This is a genomic window from Pseudarthrobacter sp. MOO13, assembly GCF_058267655.1.
This window is the reverse complement of record NZ_CM177848.1, coordinates 2,266,992-2,284,485: the sequence shown is the minus strand read 5'-3', so window position 1 is coordinate 2,284,485 and position 17,494 is coordinate 2,266,992. Positions and strand designations below refer to the sequence as shown.

13 protein-coding genes are annotated in these 17,494 nt (G+C 61.8%); 10 read left to right on the top strand and 3 right to left on the bottom strand.

Going from position 1 to position 17,494, the window contains the following annotated elements; genetic code table 11:
- Positions 1–11: 11 nt before the first annotated feature.
- From AC4EEO_RS10555 to AC4EEO_RS10545, 3 genes are all read left to right on the top strand, one after another.
- Positions 12–2,495: a beta-glucosidase family protein gene (locus tag AC4EEO_RS10555; RefSeq protein WP_491329796.1), complete on the top strand. Its 2,484-nt coding sequence runs from the start codon at positions 12–14 to the stop codon at positions 2,493–2,495.
- Positions 2,496–2,503: 8 nt separating this feature from the next.
- The gene (locus AC4EEO_RS10550) at positions 2,504–2,716 is read left to right on the top strand and encodes a hypothetical protein (RefSeq protein WP_491338817.1); all 213 of its coding nucleotides are present in this window, start codon (positions 2,504–2,506) and stop codon (positions 2,714–2,716) included.
- A 1,032-nt stretch (positions 2,717–3,748) separates the two neighbouring features.
- Positions 3,749–3,949 (top strand): hypothetical protein, encoded by a 201-nt coding sequence (locus AC4EEO_RS10545; protein ID WP_491329797.1) that lies wholly within the window; start codon positions 3,749–3,751, stop codon positions 3,947–3,949.
- Positions 3,950–5,430: 1,481 nt separating this feature from the next.
- Here AC4EEO_RS10545 and AC4EEO_RS10540 read toward each other — a convergent pair.
- The 3 genes from AC4EEO_RS10540 to AC4EEO_RS10530 form a co-directional block, all read right to left on the bottom strand.
- Complete coding sequence (locus tag AC4EEO_RS10540; protein ID WP_491329798.1) at positions 5,431–6,921, bottom strand: molybdopterin-dependent oxidoreductase; 1,491 nt, start codon at positions 6,919–6,921, stop codon at positions 5,431–5,433.
- 518 nt (positions 6,922–7,439) lie between these two features.
- Complete coding sequence (locus AC4EEO_RS10535) at positions 7,440–7,730, bottom strand: YrhK family protein (protein ID WP_463960786.1); 291 nt, start codon at positions 7,728–7,730, stop codon at positions 7,440–7,442.
- A gap of 108 nt (positions 7,731–7,838) precedes the next feature.
- Positions 7,839–9,227 (bottom strand): sugar porter family MFS transporter, encoded by a 1,389-nt coding sequence (locus AC4EEO_RS10530; RefSeq protein WP_491329799.1) that lies wholly within the window; start codon positions 9,225–9,227, stop codon positions 7,839–7,841.
- A 362-nt stretch (positions 9,228–9,589) separates the two neighbouring features.
- Between AC4EEO_RS10530 and AC4EEO_RS10525 the strand changes: the two genes are divergently transcribed.
- The 7 genes from AC4EEO_RS10525 to AC4EEO_RS10495 all read left to right on the top strand — a co-directional run bounded on the left by AC4EEO_RS10525 (position 9,590) and on the right by AC4EEO_RS10495 (position 16,980).
- Complete coding sequence (locus tag AC4EEO_RS10525; RefSeq protein ID WP_491338816.1) at positions 9,590–11,359, top strand: glycoside hydrolase family 15 protein; 1,770 nt, start codon at positions 9,590–9,592, stop codon at positions 11,357–11,359.
- A gap of 59 nt (positions 11,360–11,418) precedes the next feature.
- Complete coding sequence (locus AC4EEO_RS10520) at positions 11,419–12,441, top strand: SDR family oxidoreductase (RefSeq protein WP_491338815.1); 1,023 nt, start codon at positions 11,419–11,421, stop codon at positions 12,439–12,441.
- 137 nt (positions 12,442–12,578) lie between these two features.
- A complete protein-coding gene (locus AC4EEO_RS10515) occupies positions 12,579–12,827 on the top strand; it encodes a hypothetical protein (RefSeq protein ID WP_463960783.1) in 249 nt (82 codons plus the stop codon).
- Positions 12,828–12,912: 85 nt separating this feature from the next.
- Complete coding sequence (locus AC4EEO_RS10510; RefSeq protein ID WP_491329802.1) at positions 12,913–13,371, top strand: hypothetical protein; 459 nt, start codon at positions 12,913–12,915, stop codon at positions 13,369–13,371.
- Positions 13,368–14,024 (top strand): gluconate 2-dehydrogenase subunit 3 family protein, encoded by a 657-nt coding sequence (locus tag AC4EEO_RS10505; protein WP_463960781.1) that lies wholly within the window; start codon positions 13,368–13,370, stop codon positions 14,022–14,024. The genes AC4EEO_RS10510 and AC4EEO_RS10505 overlap by 4 nt, the downstream gene beginning before the upstream one ends.
- The gene (locus tag AC4EEO_RS10500) at positions 14,024–15,661 is read left to right on the top strand and encodes a GMC family oxidoreductase (protein WP_491329803.1); all 1,638 of its coding nucleotides are present in this window, start codon (positions 14,024–14,026) and stop codon (positions 15,659–15,661) included. Before AC4EEO_RS10505 ends, AC4EEO_RS10500 begins: the two co-directional genes overlap by 1 nt.
- Positions 15,662–15,858: 197 nt before the next feature.
- Positions 15,859–16,980: an enolase C-terminal domain-like protein gene (locus AC4EEO_RS10495; RefSeq protein WP_491329804.1), complete on the top strand. Its 1,122-nt coding sequence runs from the start codon at positions 15,859–15,861 to the stop codon at positions 16,978–16,980.
- The last annotated feature ends 514 nt before the right edge of the window (positions 16,981–17,494 follow it).

Sequence of the window (17,494 nt, the reverse complement as noted above, 5' to 3'; positions counted from 1 at the left end):
ACCACCAGCCCATGGAAACCCTCAGCGCACAGAAAACCTCCAACAAAGCCATCGACGACCGCCTCCAAGCCCTCCTGCCCCAACTGACGCTTGAAGAAAAGGTCCAGCTGCTGACCGGCCGCGACTTCTGGACCACCTGGCCGATGGAAAAGATTGGGCTGCGCCGCATCCTGGTCTCCGACGGCCCCACCGGAGTCCGCGGCGAAGTCTGGGACGAACGCCAGCCGTCCGTGAATTTCCCTTCCGCCACGGCCATCAGCTCCAGCTGGGACCCCGCCATCGCCGATCGGCTTGGAGCGGCATCGGCCGTCGAGGCGAGGCGCAAGGGCGTCGACGTCGTTCTCGGACCGACCATTAACCTGCACCGCTCGCCCTTGGGCGGCCGGCACTTCGAAGCCTTCAGTGAAGACCCGGTTCTCACCGCGGAACTGGCAGCAGCCTACGTGGCAGGCGTCCAGCGCAATGGTGTCGGGGCGACGCCGAAACACTACGTTGCCAACGACTCCGAAACCGACCGCTTCACCGTTGACGCCATCGTGGACGAGCGCCCTTTGCGGGAACTGTATCTGCTGGCCTTCGAAAAGGCCGTCGTTGAATCCCGCGCCTGGCTGGTCATGAGCGCTTACAACTCGATCAACGGCACCACCGCCACCGAGAATGACCTGCTCGAAACACCATTGAACAGTGAATGGGGTTTCGACGGGGTCGTGATCAGCGACTGGACCGCGGTGCGCAGCGTCGACTCCGCCAACTCATCGCAGGACCTCGTCATGCCAGGCCCCGATGGCCCCTGGGGCGACGCCCTCGTCGCAGCGGTCCGCTCCGGAGAGGTAACAGAAGCCAGCATCGACCGGAAGGTCCTTCGGATCCTGCAGCTCGCCGCCCGGGTCGGCGCCCTGGAAGGCTTCGAACCGGTCAGCGCCGAACCCGTGGACCGGGAGGACCTGGTGGCCTTCACCCGGGAAGCCTCCGCAGCCGGCACTGTCATGGTGAAGAACGACGGCGTGCTGCCGCTGGACCCAGCCGCAGTGGGCACGATCGCGGTCATCGGACATAACGCCAAGTACGCCCGGACCCAGGGCGGCGGGTCAGCGACCGTGCTCCCGGAAAAGATCGTCACCCCGCTCGAAGGGATACGCGCCGCGTTCGGGGCAGACAGCGTCACCTACAGCACTGGTGCCATCGTGCAGGAAGGCGTCGCCGAACTTCCCCTGGCACAGATAACTAACCCTGCCACCGGCATTCCCGGTCTGCGGGTTGCGTTCCTCGACGCCGACGGCAAGGAACTGTTCACGGAAGACCGCCGGTCCACCGCCCTCGTCTGGTTCGGAGGAGACGCCCCCATCCGCGAATCCTCCACGGTCCGGTTGCACACGATCTACACGCCCGACGAAACCGGCTCTGTCCATTTGGGGGCCGCCACCGTAGGCGGGGTACGGATCCACGTGGACGGAATTCTCGTCCATGAGGCGGAGGTGGAGGTGAACGGCAAAGACATCGCCGAGTCCTTCCTCGCCCCGCCGTCATCAACGGTGGAGATCCCGGTAACCGCAGGTGTTGCCGTGGAAGTCCTCGTCGAACTGGACACATCAAACCGGAGGGGCCCCCTCGACAACGCCCTGAGCGTCACCCTCGGCACCGAACCCGCTCAAATCGACCCCGAGGTGCTCATCATCGAAGCAGCGAAAGCTGCGCGGCAAGCGGAGGTCGCCGTCGTCGTTGTTGGCACAAACTCCCGGGTCGAATCCGAAGGCTACGACCGGACCAGCCTGGATTTGCCTGGTTATCAGGACCGGCTCGTGCACGCCATCGCCGCAGCGAACCCCCGCACCGTTGTGATCGTCAACGCCGGCTCTCCCGTCATCATGCCCTGGCGCCACGAAGTCGCCGCGACCTTGATCGGCTACTTCGGAGGCCAGGAATTCGGTAACGCGCTGGCCGACATCCTCACCGGCACCACCGAGCCCGGAGGCCGCCTGCCCACTACGTGGCCGGCAACTCAGGGCAGCGTCCCGGTCCTGAACACCACTCCCGACGCCGACGGCAAGCTCCGCTACGACGAGGGCATCCACATCGGATACCGCGCCTGGCTCAAGACCGGCGCCACCCCCGCCTACGACTTCGGCTACGGCCTCGGATACACGACCTGGTCCCTCAACAACGTCGAAGGACCGGCGGACCCCGTCACGCCCGGTGACAGCGTCCCTCTGAAGGTCTCCCTGACAAACACTGGCGAACGAGCCGGCAAGCAGGTCATCCAGGTTTATGCAGAAAAGAAGGACTCCACCGTGGAGCGGGCTGTCCGCTGGCTGGTCGGTTCGGCACCCGTCTGGGTAGAGCCCGGCGAACATGTCTCAGTAGACCTGCAGATCACCACCCGTCTCCTCGCCTACTGGAACAACGGCTGGAACTACGAACCCGGCAACTACCAGATGCGGGCCGGCTTCTCCGTAACAGACCTGCCCTCCGCGACGACCGTCGTCCTGAAACCATGACAACGGCAGTGAGGCGAGAGACCTCCCCCGGCATGGTCGAGGTCAACGTAAACGACAGTTCTGAATTGGACCACGCTTTGAGCGAGGCCATAGAGGCGATCAAGGACGCAGCCACCCGTCACCAAACCGGAATCATGGTCACCCGCGTAGCGCCTGGCCGGTACATTGTGCGGGCCCACCCTGCCGTTCCCTTCGGCCTGACACGCCAACAACACGAATAGAGAACTCTTGCGCTTTTGGCGCCGGCAGCAGCTGATGTCGACACCAAGAGCGCGGGCATGTTCCATGGACTGTTGTTGTCATGCTGACTCCTGTCAGCTGCTCAGACCGGAGCTTGGACACGTGCAACGAGCGGCACTTAACGCGTCGAAGGAAGCTCAAAAGAGGGTGTGGACATTGTCCACACCCTTGGCTCCGGATCGGCTCTTACCGTCTTTGAACCGCCCCGGATTCCGCACGTTTTCGCGGGTTCCCAGTGTTTGCAAGGGCCGGAATGTAGTTCGAGTCCCACCTCGGGCACGACGTATTCCCTCGTCAGGGGCGATTTTGCTTTGACGTGTTGACAAAGCTTGCGGTCGCGTCGCCTGACGGGTTGGGTCGCGGGCTGTGGCCTGGCCGCCGCGGGGCTATTCAGGTGTGTGGGTGGCGGGTTCAGCGCCCTGGCTGGGGGCCCTCCGCGTGCTGTTTGCTGGGTTATGCGGTTCCTCGCTTCCGGCTTTGTCGGGTCGGCCCGGCGGGCCTACACCTATTCATGGGCCGGGGGAGCGAAGACGACATGACGTTGCGGATTATGGTTGGACCCGTTGTTGAGAAGCCGCTTTTGTGACCTCATAGGCGCAGGGTGTGCGCGGTTTGTCTTGTCAAAGAGGGTGTGGACAGCGTCCACACTTACGTCTGCTTTATGTGAGCCTTGTTCGGCTACCCGGTGGGCCGACGTCGCCTCCATGCCGGGAGAGGAATTCCCGGGCAGCTTCTGGTCAGTTACCTGGCTGCCGCTTATCAGGCCGTGATGGACAGAACTGCGGCCATGCAGCGTTCTGTGTCGCAGGCGTTGTTGCGCGGAGCACCATTGGCCCGCGTTGTCGGCTCGGCATCGTACTGTGTGCGCACTTCCTCGCCTGCCCGTACGATGAGGGTGGCCTTGCGGGGTGGCTACAGCAGGTTACGAAATCGGCCAGCCTTTTCCTCTGCGCGGCGTGGGATCCGGGTCGTACGGTGTGTGTTATTCGCTCCCTGACTCCAGGCGTCTGGCCTTGGAAGCAAACCTTTGGCTTCTTGTTCAGCGCAAGCTGGTGGGTTTTGCGCGGGTCAATCTCGGGCGACAGCGGCGGGGGTATGTGGTCAAGTTCAAGGCGGACGTTTCCCTCTTCCAACCAGAGAACTTTATTTCTGACCTGGTGCAGGAGGTCTTCTGTGAGCCGATACTTTGTCTCTTTTTGCGTTTGGCTACTTGAAATCGCTTTTGGTTTTTCTGATCGATTGTTCTGATAAGTTGTGCAATTTCATTGTTGTGTTTCCGTGGCAGCCGGTACAGATAGGGTGCGCGCTCAACGCCGTAGGCAAGCAGAACAAACCCAGTGAATATTCCAATGAACATTAGTTGAGTAATGAAGGTAGCGTCAGAGCTGAGATTGCCATCTTGACCAGCTCGCGGGCGACCTCGGCCTCGAACTTGTCTGTCAGATTGTCAGCGGATGTTTTACTCGGCACAGCCTCAAGTGTCGCGGCCTTATCTGCCTACTTCCCGCCGGGTCAACCGCCCGGCGTGTCAAGCCAAGGTACAGGGTTGATTTCACAGTCCCTTACCCGGAATAGGACTCTCTGAAGGTGTGGTTGAACATGCCGAGCTTCAGGGTATTCCTCGTTGCGGAATTCCGAGGGGTACCGGAGACGCCGACGCAGGGAACAGTAAAGACCGCCCCGTCACCGGGCGGCCTTCTTTGTATTCCAAGTGGTTCTGGCTTCCGTCCATGCCGATGTAGGCCCTCACGTCCAGCGCAAGTAAAGGACCTCATGTAGCTGCATTCTTCCCGCTGCGCCGATCTAGCATAGATAGATGGAGGTTGATCGGGAATTCTCGACGGAAGAGAGGCGGAGCTATACCGCCATGTGCCCGGTCTGCGGTGAGACGGCGTACCCGACGTGGCAGCGCGTCTACGATTTGTCCGATCCGGGACAAGCTGAGAAATGGAAGCTGGCGCTCCTTGAATGTCTAACCCCCGGGTGCCCCGACTCCCGTTATGACGCATAGGCTTCTGAAGGTTTGCTCCTTCTCCACCCGCCGAACCATACTGCGCAAGCCCACCCTTGACGCTCGGGTGCCCCGAGGTCTGGCCATGCTCTGGTCAGGCTGGTTCAGGATGGCGTCGGGGACTTGATGGGAGGCAGCGGTGCCAGCTAGCCGAACTCGTGGTGTTGCCGTTGGCCGGGCCCGGCAATTCGGCCAGCACAACGATCGACGTCAGCCCGCCCTGGCGGTGCCGGCGGCGTTGTTCGCTGCGACCCCACTCTCGGGTGAGCGCCAAAGGCGGGCACCCCCAACTCGCAAAACGCCGCCCACAGCTACGCCGCGGTCGCACCTACACTGCTCCAAACTTCGGGCGAAACCGAAGCAGCACAGCCTGGGGCGGTCCGAAGACTAGTGCCGCGCGTCTGGACGGGAGCCAGCCCAGCTCTGGTCTCCTAGGCCCCCAGACGTCGCGCCGAGCCGAGCACCGCCTTGTTCGAGCACGCTGTCAAGCGAAGCGAGGGGAGTTTACCCGCCTATTGCTCTTTTTTTGGAGAGCTGTTTTCTGCCGCATTCTTGTGGTGCTTCGCAGAAACCGCCTCCGATATGCGGCCTAAGACAGGGGGGAAGTTGATTTCAAGCAGCCCCCGGAGTCACGGCCTTCCAAGGCTTCAGTTTGTGCCGTGATGTTCAGGGTTTCCTACAGTGCTAAATCCCTGCGGCGTTGGCGTAAAACTGCTGGTCTTCGCGCCACCCGCCCATTCCCATTCCGATGTCCTTGACGTCCGTGACGAATTCGATGCCCTGGATCCATTTGATCATTTTGAAGCCGAGCTGGGTCTCAAGCCTGAGCCGCAGCGGTGCTCCGTGTTCGATTGGCAGCGGTGCGCCGTTCATCTCCAGGGCTAGGAGGCTTTGCGGGTGCCGGGCTAGGTAGATCGGGATGGAGGCGTAGTAGAAGCCGTAGCGCCCTTCCCCTTCGGTCAAACCTTTGTCGTCCATGCCGTAGAACACCACGTGCTTGGCTTCGGGGTGGGGTTTGACTTTTTGCATGATGTCGGAAAGGGGAATTCCTGCCCATTCAGCGATGGCGGTCCATCCTTGAATGCAGTTGTGCTTTGTGATCTGCCGTTGCTCGCCGAGCTCCCGCAATTCCGGCAGTGAGAATGACATGGGTTCTGCAACCAGGCCGCCGACGGCGAGGTGGTAGCCACGGAAACCGTTGGCCGCCATCTGCTCGTAGTCCTTGCTTGGCGGCGGGTAACCGTTAACACGGAAGTAGGGGGAGATCTCTTTTCGGGAGTAACGCTGACGCGAAGTGCCGGCCCGGGATATGGCCCGTTCAAAGGGATTCACAATCCTGCCCAGAAGCCGTTGCGTGCGGCGACGGTAACGCAGCGAGAACCAAGTGATGACCACGTGGAAAATCACGATCGCTAGGAGCCCGGCCAGTCCGATGCCAGTGGCCAGCCGGCGGTCGCCGTGGGGGTTGCCGAGAACGATGGCTGCGAATTCCTGCGGAAGGCCATGGATGATGACCATGAACACGTGTACGACAGTGAACGCGGCGAAAGCACACATGATCAGGAAATGGAGGCTGCGTGCTCCTTGCTTGCCTCCGAACAGCTTGCCGTAGCGGGGGAAGCGGGCAAGCACGGAAGGTGACATTGCTGCACCGGTCAGAATCTGCAGTGGTGCCAGAATGAAGATCACCACGAAGTAGGAAAGCTTTTGTGCCGGTTCGAAGGGTTCGCCGGGGATCTTGGCCGGCAACTCGAATTGCAGATAGGTGCCGACTGCCTTCAGCGAATCGGGGATGATCGACCAATGGGTGGGAACGATGTACTGCCAATAGCCCGTGACGAACATGGTGGCGACATACACGACGCCGGTGAGTATCCAGAATTCGATGGTCATGAAGTGCCAATGCCGGCCCAGACCGAGGTTTTTTCTGCCCGGCAGGGCAATCACCGGTGACCAGGACTCCTCCTCGTCCAGAGACGACCATGGTTTACGCGAGTCGGCACCGAAATTTTTCTTCGACAACCGCAGCCATTGACGTCCTGGCGGGCAGTCATCATGCCAGTACAACTTCGGGAAAGCTGACAGAACCTCTATGCCGGACCGGAAGAGCATTACCATCAGGGCAAGGTTAAGAAAATGGGTTATCACCACCCATGCGGGAAAAAATTCAGGCATACGTCCTCCTTAATGATTGGCGATGACGATTGGACACCCCGCCGCTGCGATTCAATGTGTGGAAGGCCCGCCCTCGCGGGGTTCACTGGCCGAAAAGAAGCACACGGGGCACACTGTTGGGTATGGCCAGTTACGGCACCGACACAGTCCAACAAGAACTTGCCCGCCTGCGCGCCGCGCTCCTGGATGGGCGCGGCCCAGGCGCGACTGCGGGTGAAATTAGCCGCCACACCCGGGACCGCCAGTGGCTCGGGAAACTCCCAACCCCGGTAGCGTTGGAATCCGTGGCGGATCAGGCACACAAGGCACGAACCGAGATGGGGTTCAGTTCGTCCCGCAGCCTGGAACATCTGGGCCTTTCCATCGCTATTGCTGCGGGCGGTGGTTTGGCCTTCCTGGCGAACCGGTTGCTCCGCAAGACACGGAATCGGAGGAGGCCGGGGTCCGGCGCGCCGTAGCCATCCAGACCGAGACGCTGAATAAATACCCAGTGGTGACGTCCGCATAAGATGGTCCCCTCACCGGTGGCTTTGTTCGTCCCGGGCCAGTGAGTCGATCTTGTCCAGCCTGAGGTAGCGGAACTGCCGGATGAGGCGCAGCGTAGGCTTAAGGGCGAAACAGATGGACCCGATGAGGAAGCACCAGAGCGCCGGGTCCGCGGCATCCGGAGAAAAGAACAGCATGCTGCCGATGATGAAAAGGCCGGCAGCGGCGAAATCGACCACAGTGTAGGTGAGCTCGATGGTGGCATACAACCGTTCGTGCGCCGAGGATCTCTGGCTTGCCCGAGGGTCAAACAAGCGGTGCATGCGGTCCTCTTTCTGCTGGTTATTCCGGCCTCGCGTAGTGGGTAAATCTCAAGGGCTTCCTTCAAAGGGGACCAAAAGCCCCGGCTGGCGTCATTGGGGGAGCAGGGGTTAGTCCCCGGGGGAGTCCTTCGCGATCAGGTCGGACTGGATGTTCTCGAGAGACCGGTCCTTTGTCTCGGGAACCTTCTTCAGGAAAAACAGGAACGCCAGGACACCAAGACCGGCATAGAGGTAGAACGTACCCTGGCGGGTGATCACCTGGCCGAGGCTCAGGAACGTGGCGGCAACCAGGAAGTTGGCGCCCCAGTTAACCAGGGTGGCCACGGACATGGCCTTGCTGCGGATGCCCGTGGGGTATATCTCGGAGATCATTAGCCAGAAGACCGGGCCCAGGCCGATGGCGAAAGAAGCGATGTAAAGCAGCAGACCCACCAGGGCAAGGTAGCTTGCGTGCTGCTGAAGGGCCCCAAAGCTGAAATAGGCTGCCAGCAGCACCAAAGACAATGTAAGCCCCACCGTCCCGGTAAGCAGCAGCTTGCGCCGGCCCAGCCGGTCGATCAGAAGCACTGCGATAACAGTGAATATCAGGTTGGTCAGCCCGACGAACAGGGTCTGTGTGATGGAGGTGCTCTTTGTCAGTCCGGTGTCGGAGAGGATTGTCGGAGCATAGTAAATAACCGTGTTGATGCCGACGAACTGCTGGAAAACGGCTAAACCTAAACCGATCAACAGCAGTGGACGGATCTCGGGCCTCAGCAGGTCCCGAACCTTCGCTGCGGATTCAGCATCGTTGGCCTCTTTTATGTCTTGGATTTCCTGTTCCACCTGCGCACCTTCAACGCCCTCGCGCAAGCGCTCCAACACCTTGTGCGCCTCCTCGCCGCGTCCCTGCTGCACAAGCCAGCGAGGGGTGTGTGGGACGGTCAGCATACCGATGGCCAGCACGGCGCCGGGGACGACACCCAGGCCGAGCATCCAGCGCCAATTGTCAGTGAAGCCCTGGAACACGAAGTTCACCATGTAGGCCAGCAGGATTCCTACGGTGACCGCGAGCTGGTTGAAGGACACCAGCCCACCCCGGACGCGTGGCGGACTTACCTCGGAAATATATAACGGCGCCACAAAGGATGCCGTCCCAACCGATACCCCCAGCAGGAACCTGAAGCCGATCAGCATGGGAACGCTAATCGAAAGGGCGCATCCCAAAGCGCCGACGACATAGATGGAGCCAGAAATCACCTTGGTCCATTTCCGGCTGATCCTGTCCGCGAGATACCCGGAGATCAGGGCACCAAGCATGGCACCAAGCAACAGGGAGGACACAATCCATTCCTGGGCGACTGCACTCGCGTTCAGATCGCTCTTGATGAAGAGCAGCGCCCCTGAAATTACCCCCGTATCGTAACCGAACAGTAAGCCACCCACCGCCGCGATAACGGAGGCACGCAGCAGCAGGCCGTTGCCGCTCCGGCGCATCCCGCCCAAAAACCCAGCCATCGCCAGTCCCTCCCTTTAATCCTGTCTTCGTTTGGCGTCGCATCGATGGAAAGTGAACCGTACCGGGCCAGCCGCCGCGTAAGAGTTGCCGTGCGGTGGGATTCTTCCATTCTGGCTCTTCCGGTTCCGGCAGGGCCTGAGCTCCCTCGGGTAATTGCAAATAACATATCATTGCGCATGCGCAATTGAAAGGAAATTTCTAGCCCACTGGGTCTTCTGGACGGGAGAAAGCCCCTGGAGGCAGCCGACGCATCGACCGCCCTATTAAGCCCTGAAGGGAAGACAGTGGACCTCGGTGTGCGGCCGACCAATCTACGGTTTTCCATTGCGCTTGGGCAACTATTACCCCTAGACTCGGTGGTATGTTCGACCCCGCGGCAGGCTTTCCCCCACATGTGTTGCGGGAGTATGCAATGGTTGCTGACGGTGCCCGGGCTGCTTTGATAGGTCCCCGGGGCGACGTGGTGTGGATGTGCGCGCCGCGCTGGCACGACGATGCCGTTTTCTCGGGTCTTCTGGGCGGTCCCGGGGCCTTCGCAGTAAGTCCGACTGATCCGCGTTATGTATGGGGCGGACAGTATGAGGACGGAACACTGATTTGGGTGAGCCGGTGGGTAACCGGGGCGGGAATCATCGAATGCCGGGAAGCGCTGGCATATCCCGGGGACCCAACCCGGGCGGTGCTGCTGCGCCGGATTTCTGCTGTTCTGGGTCCTGCGTCGGTGCGGATGATTTTGGACGCGCGGGCGAACTTCGGCAGGCACAAGATGGGCCGCCTTTCCTGCCATGACGGTGTCTGGACTGCCCGCTCCGGGGATTTGAGGGTCCGTCTGGCCGGTGCTTCAGTGGCGAAGTCTGGAGAACATGGTCTTGAAGCGGTTTTTGAGCTCGTGGAGGGCGACTATCAGGATCTGGTGCTGGAAATCTCCGATCACCGACTGCCCGTGGAGCCGGTGGAGCCCGGGCCGGCCTGGAGTGCCACGGAAAACGCCTGGCATTCGGTGGTCCCCCGGTTCGATAACACGATATCTGCCGATGACTGCAGACAGTCATATGCGGTTTTGCGCGGAATGACGGGGGTGGGCGGAGCGATGGTGGCCGCGTCCACCATGGGTTTGCCTGAGCGGGCCGAGCAGAAGAGGAATTACGACTACCGGTACGCGTGGATCCGGGACCAATGCTACGTCGGCCAAGCAGTCGCGGCCTGCAAGATGTTTCCACTGCTGGATGACGCGGTGGGTTTTGTTGCCTCCAGACTGCTCACCGACGGACCGGGAATGCGCCCGGCTTATACGACCGAGGGCGGCCAGGTACCGGATGAATGGGACGTTGGGTTGCCCGGGTATCCTGGCGGGGCCGGCCGGGCAGGGAACTGGGTCAACAACCAGTTTCAGTTGGACGCATTCGGGGAGTCACTGCTGCTGTTCGCCGCAGCAGCAGAGAATGACCGGCTGGACCTTGAGCACTGGAAGGCGGCAGAAATCTGCGCGGATGCCATCATGGCGCGGTGGCAGGAACCCGATGCGGGCATGTGGGAACTCGACAACCGCAGGTGGGCCCACTCCCGCCTCATCTGCGCTGCAGGCCTGCGGGCCATAGGGCGTAACGCCCCGCCACAGCAGGGGGCGCAGTGGACCTCGCAGGCTGACACGCTGATTACGGACGTGGCCAACGACTGCTTGCATCCCAGCGGCCGGTGGCAACGTGCACCGGATGATGATCGCGTTGACGCGTCCCTGCTTCTCCCGGTGATCCGGGGTGCTCTTCCGCCCGATGACCCCCGGTCCGTAGCGACCCTCAAAGCTGTGCAGGACAACCTGGCCCGGGACAGGTACCTGTATCGCTTCCGCCAGGATGGACGGGCCCTGGCCAAATCTGAGGGAGCCTTCCTGCTGTGCGGTTTTGATATGGCCATGGCCCTCCATCAACGCGGAGAGACCACCGAAGCAGCCCGCTGGTTCGAAAGAAACCGGGCCGCCTGCGGCTCCCCCGGCCTCTTCACGGAGGAGTACGACGTCGAGCAACGCCAGCTTCGTGGCAATTTCCCGCAGGCCTTTGTGCACGCGGCGATGCTCGAAACCTCGCGGCGGCTGGCGGATCCTCCGCCCCCGTGGCGGGGCCTGGGTTCCTGACGGCGAGCACCATCAACCGGATGTTTGGCGAAGTAACCGAGGAACGACGAGGAGCACGCATGAACACCTTCAAAGGCAAGACAGTAGTTGTTACGGGCGCGAGCGGCGGTATCGGCCGGGCCACGGCTATCGGCTTCGGCCAACAGGGAGCCTCAGTCGCCCTGCTCGCTAGGGGAGAAGCAGGGCTGGCCGGAGCGGCAAGGGAAGTGGAAGCGGCGGGGGGACGGGCACTGACGATCGCGGTGGACACTTCCGACCATCATGCCCTCGACGCAGCAGCCACCCGCGTCGAGCGGGAACTCGGTCCCGTCGACATCTGGGTCAACGTAGCTTTCACCTCAGTCTTCGCTCCTTTTGACCAAATCAAACCCGAAGAGTACCAGCGCGTCACCGAGGTCAGCTATCTTGGCTACGTCTACGGAACAATGATCGCTCTGGACCGGATGAAGAAGCAGGGACAGGGCACCATTGTCCAGGTGGGCTCGGCTCTTGCCTACCGGGGAATTCCGCTCCAGTCCGCCTACTGCGGTGCAAAGCACGCTATCCAGGGCTTCAACGAATCCCTTCGGTGCGAACTCCTTCACGATCGAAGCCCAATCAGGACAACCATGGTGCAGATGCCAGCTGTCAATACCCCACAGTTCAGCTGGGTGCTTTCCCGCCTGCCGAACAAAGCCCAGCCGGTGCCTCCCATCTACCAGCCCGAGGTCGCGGCGCGTGGCGTCCTTTACGCCGCCGCCCACCCCCATCGCCGGGAGTACTGGGTTGGGGGAAGCACCATGGGCACCCTGGTGGCCAATGCCGTTGCCCCCGGACTGCTCGACAGGTACCTTGCCCGGACAGGATTCAAATCCCAGCAAAGGCCGCAACCGCGCGACCCCGAACAACCCGTCAACCTTTGGAAAGCGGCCGACGAACAGCGTGACTTCGGTACCCACGGCGCGTTCGACGCCCGATCAGCAGAGCGAAGTGTTCAACTGTGGGCTTCCCAGCACCACGGCACCATTCTCGCGGCGGGCGGAGCTGCGGCAGCGGGGTTGTTGACGTTGTTCCCCATGTTTCTGGGAAAGCGGCGGCGATGAAGGCCTTGGAGACCACCCGGGCGGCCTATGGCCTGTGCCAGACGAGCTTTCCCGGACCGATCTTCCGTTTTGCGGTTGGCCAGCAACCGGATGCGCATGTCCGCGTCGTAATGCGCGTTCTGGGGGCCAGGCACCTAATGCAAGCCTTGATCGTCGAAGCAGCCCCAACCTCCGCTGCGCTCCACCTGGGTGCCGGTGTGGTGGACTCACTGCATTCGGTCAGCATGGTGGCGCTGGCCATCGCCGATCGGCGTCGGCGCAGGGCAGCCGCCCTGGACGCCGTGCTTGCAGCGCTGTTCGCCGGGATGGAATTCGCGGCTGCGGGCCGCCGCAAAGCGGGCGCTCCAGCCTCCGGGGGCACATTGGCGGGGATGATGCAGTGCTGACGGGCCCACATGGGGGTCAGCACCGGGGGCGTGGTGCAGCGAAGATTTTGCCAATGAAAGAAGCAGGATGAGGACGGGGAGCGGCATGAAGACATCAGTTCCAACAAAGGCAACCGTTCATGGGATAGACCGCATGATCCGGAATGTGGAAACCGGACGTTTTGAGCGGTCACTTTCCGGGCTGACCGCGGTCGGTGCCTTGGTTACGGCAGCGGAAATATATTTTGAACACGACAAGGCAAGCTTCGGCAACAAACTGATGTGGCTCCCGGTCGCCCTCGGTCCTGTGGGCGCGGCTGCCGGGATCGCCGGAATCTTCAGCAAGCGGATGGCCAAGACAGCGCTCCCCCTGGCTTCCGCGGCCATCGTAGCCAATGGCTTGCAGGGAACGTATTTGCACGCGCGGGGCATCGCCCAGAAGCCGGGAGGATTCTCCAACCTGACCTACAACATGGAGATGGGACCACCGTTACTGGCACCGCTTCTTGTAACGCTGGTCGGCGGGATGGGGTTGCTTGCCGCAGTACTGAGGAGGGAAAAGTGACAGCACTCCCGCTTGACCCCAAGGACGGCGGCGGCCGCTTTCCCGGCTTCGACGCGCAAGGACAGTCCCAGCATTGGGACCGGGTGACCCAGGGTGTGGTCCTGGCCCGCCTCGGACGGCCAACAGACCTCCGGTTTTTTACCGTTGCAGAGGAAGCAACAGCAAGGGCACTTTTTGATCAGTTGCTTGACCAGCGCCACGAGCCACGGGTTCCAGTAGTCAACATGGTCGATGCTCGCCTGGCTGAGGACCAGACCGACGGCTGGCATTACGAAGACATGGAACCGGACCCTGCTGCGTGGCGCAGCACCCTGGCCGAGTTGGACGCCGAGGCCCGTGAACGCCACGAAAGGCCATTCGCCGAGCTTTCCTGGGAAGAACAATCGCTGCTCCTGACCGACATCCAGGCCGCGGAAAAGTGGCGGGGCCGCCCTGCGTCGCGGGTCTGGAGCTTGTGGACGCGCTACGCATGCACGGCGTTCTACTCCCACCCCTTGGCCTGGGATGAGATAGGTTTCGCCGGGCCCGCCTATCCCCGTGGGTACAAGAATCTCGGCCTCAACGCACGGGAACCTTTCGAGGTGGCCGACGCACGACCGGCCCAGGACCCTGCGGAACACAACGCCAAGTCCGGAACAGGAAGGCGACGCTGATGCCTTCGGTAAAAGATCGCAATGCCTCTGCATGGCTGCTGCCTCCCGTGCCGGGCACAAATCACGCCATGCGTACCGACATGAAGCAGTTTCGCGACGAGGATGAGGTCGACATAGTGATCGTCGGCTGTGGTGCGGGCGGCTCAACCCTGCTCCAGCGTCTGGCCCGCGCAGGCTGGAAGGCTGTGGCCCTGGACGCAGGTCCATTTTGGGACCCCGAACGTGACTGGGTGAGCGACGAAGCAGGCTCGCACCACCTGTACTGGACCGAACCCCGGATCATTTCCGGGGACGATCCGGTACCCCTTGGATCGAATAACTCCGGCAGAGGCGTGGGCGGCTCCATGGTGCACTACGCCGGCTACACGCCCAGGTTCCATCCCAGTGACTTTCATACCCACAGCGCCGATGGCGTCGGCGCCGACTGGCCCCTGGAGTATGAGGAACTCAAGTCCTACTACGAGGACATCGAGGGAGAACTGCCAGTAGCCGGAGAGCACTGGCCGTGGGGCGATCCACACTCATATCCCCACAGTCCCCACCCTGTTTCCGGCAACGGCGAATTGTTCCTGCGGGGTGCCTTGGCGTCCGGCATAACGGCCAAGGTTGGCCCGGTCGCGATCGCCAATGGCCGCTTCGGAAACCGGCCGCACTGCATTTACAGGGGCTTCTGCCTTCAGGGCTGCAAAGTCAACGCCAAAGCGTCACCACTGATCACCCATATCCCCGACGCCCTGCACCACGGGGCGGAAGTTCGGGCAGACTCGATGGTCACCAGGATCGAAATTGACGACAAAACGGGCAACGCCACCGGGGTGCACTACATGCGGCACGGACGGGCCCGCTTCCAGCGTGCCCGGATCGTCGCCGTCGCCGGGTATTCCATCGAGACCCCACGCCTGCTGCTCAACTCCGCCTGCAAACGATTCCCTGAGGGGCTATGCAATGACTTCGACCAGGTGGGGCGATACTTGATGGTCCAGGGGGCACCCCAGACGGCGGGCAGGTTCAAGCCAGAGGTACGGATGTGGAAGGCCCCGCCGCCGGAAGTCAGCTCTGAGGACTTCTACGAAACCGACCCGTCCAAACCGTACAAGCGCGGTTTCTCCATACAGACGGTATCGCCCCTGCCCATCACGTGGGCAGAGCACGTCGCTGCCCAGGGGCATTGGGGGGGAAAGCTGCGTGAATACATGAGCGACTACGTGCACTGGGCCTGTCTGGGTGCGCTGTGCGAGTTCTTGCCGCAGCCCGACAACCGCGTGACGCTTGCCTCGGAGAAGGACAGGAACTCAATGCCAGTGGCGCATTTCCACTACTCCCAGTGCGACAATGACCGCCAGCTGATGCAAGCGGCCCAGGGCGCCATGGAGAAGATCCTACAAGGTGCAGGTGCCGAGGAAGTCATCACCATTAAACGCTTTGCCCACCTTGTCGGGGGAGCGCGGATGGCGGCGGACGAACGGCATGGCGTTGTCGACGCGGACTGCCGCAGCTTCGCCGTACCCAACCTCTACATCACAGACGGAAGCGTATTGCCGACCCAGGGGAGTGCCAACCCGGCACTAACCATCATGGCCGTCGCGGCCCGCGCCGCGAATCGATTGATCGCAAGCGGTGCCAGCAAACCCACCTGACCCGCAGAGCCCGCACGTCCAGTCTTCCCGGCTTTTGATTATAAAGGGCACAAGAGACCCGAACGTCGGCTATCTCGTTCGCAGAGGCTACAAATGAGCTCCCGGGGAAGCCTCCGGCTCCAGTAGTTGGTGCTAACGGCGGCCGGGGGAGCCAAAGCAGAATCGCAGGAAACCCTCTCAAACAAGAAAGGCTGACCATGGCCGTCACGCGAACTACATCGGATCCGGTCCTCATCGGTCTGGACGTCGGCACGTACACAATTCCCACCGACAGCCCGGAGGCGGACGGCACATTCGCCTGGGATTCCACCACGGTTGTTGTGGTCCGTGCCCGGGCCGCCGGCTCCGAAGGGATCGGCTGGACGTATGCGCCTGTCTCCTGCTCAAAGCTCATCACAGAACTGCTCGAACCGGCCATTTCGGGACGGTCCGCCTGGGACACCACAGGCGCCGCCCTATCGATGCTGAGGGCCGTTCGCAACACCGGTCGGAGCGGGCTCGCCGGCTACGCCATCTCTGCGGTGGACTGTGCCTTATGGGATCTGAAGGCACGCCTGCTTGACCTTCCCCTGTACCGCCTCCTGGGAGCGGCGCGCGAGACGGTCAACATTTATGGCAGCGGCGGGTTTACCACCTACTCCCGTCAACAACTGGAGGACCAGCTCGCCGGCTGGGTCCACGGCCAACAGATCCCTCGGGTGAAAATAAAGATCGGTCAGGATAACGGAAATGACATCGCACGGGACTTGCAGCGCATCAATGAGGCACGCACCATCGTTGGGGATGGCGCAGAACTGTTCGTCGACGCCAACGGCGCCTACACGGCAAAACAAGCCATAAGGGTTTTCGAAGCGGCTCAGGAATCCCGGCTCGCGTGGTTTGAAGAGCCAGTGTCCTCCGACCACCTGCTCGGACTGCGGACCGTCAAGGAGGCAATAACTGCCGATGTTGCCGCGGGGGAATACGGTACCGACTTGTTCTACTTCCAACGGTTATGCCAAGCCGAAGCCGTGGACTGCGTCCAGCTGGACGTCTCACGCTGTGGCGGCATCACCCAGTGGCTCCGGATAGCCGCCGCGGTGGCAGCATATGGACTTCAGGTGTCCGGCCACTGCGCACCGAACCTGAGCGCTCCCGTCGCCGCCGCAACAGAAAACTTTCGCCATCTGGAGTGGTTCCACGACCACGTCCGCATCGAACGGACATTCTTTGACGGGACCCTGGATCCCAGCGGCGGCACGATCGCACCCGATGCACACTCCCCAGGCAACGGGCTGACCTTTCGCAGCACGGCCGTCGAAAACTACCGGGTGGGTTAGACAACCACGGCAGACAGATGCCGACCCTAAGTGCCTTACTCAGCCGCGCCGACGTCGACCGGTGAAACCGATGACTCCCTGCCATGACTAACGTAACGGCCCTTACGACGGGTAAGTCGGTATTAACAGTCAGCGAGTCAGCAGCTTATAGGGCGGCTCCCCTCGGAGGCAGTCCTCGCCGTGCTTCCCGGTGTGGTCGATCAAAAACAGGGGTTCGCCATCAGAGAGCTACCGACAAATTCCCGTCTTCCCATCCGTCGGGTTGTTCGGCGCAGTGTTGTTTGACCGGGAGGCCCAGGCAACGCCGCCTGGGAGGGCCAAACTTCACTCTGTCCAGCCAGCAGGTCTTCAATCAACTGCAAGAGTCAGTTGAGCTCCCTCATTCACACTGCCTGCTCCTCCTCCCGAGCGGGCGCGCATTGCTCACAGATCACCGGCCGAACTGACGGCCGGTGATCTGAGTGCCCAGGAGGTCGAAGAACATGGCACCTCCACTGAGCCGTGAGGCGAGGGC

Bases quoted from the DNA above. Each gene is read 5' to 3' on its own strand.
- AC4EEO_RS10510 (WP_491329802.1), top strand. From the start codon at position 12,913: ATGAAGACATCAGTTCCAACAAAGGCAACCGTTCATGGGATAGACCGC.
- AC4EEO_RS10530 (WP_491329799.1), bottom strand. From the start codon at position 9,227: ATGGCTGGGTTTTTGGGCGGGATGCGCCGGAGCGGCAACGGCCTGCTG.
- AC4EEO_RS10540 (WP_491329798.1), bottom strand. From the start codon at position 6,921: ATGCCTGAATTTTTTCCCGCATGGGTGGTGATAACCCATTTTCTTAAC.
- AC4EEO_RS10500 (WP_491329803.1), top strand. From the start codon at position 14,024: ATGCCTTCGGTAAAAGATCGCAATGCCTCTGCATGGCTGCTGCCTCCC.
- AC4EEO_RS10555 (WP_491329796.1), top strand. From the start codon at position 12: ATGGAAACCCTCAGCGCACAGAAAACCTCCAACAAAGCCATCGACGAC.
- AC4EEO_RS10520 (WP_491338815.1), top strand. From the start codon at position 11,419: ATGAACACCTTCAAAGGCAAGACAGTAGTTGTTACGGGCGCGAGCGGC.
- AC4EEO_RS10535 (WP_463960786.1), bottom strand. From the start codon at position 7,730: ATGCACCGCTTGTTTGACCCTCGGGCAAGCCAGAGATCCTCGGCGCAC.
- AC4EEO_RS10515 (WP_463960783.1), top strand. From the start codon at position 12,579: ATGCAAGCCTTGATCGTCGAAGCAGCCCCAACCTCCGCTGCGCTCCAC.
- AC4EEO_RS10495 (WP_491329804.1), top strand. From the start codon at position 15,859: ATGGCCGTCACGCGAACTACATCGGATCCGGTCCTCATCGGTCTGGAC.
- AC4EEO_RS10525 (WP_491338816.1), top strand. From the start codon at position 9,590: ATGTTCGACCCCGCGGCAGGCTTTCCCCCACATGTGTTGCGGGAGTAT.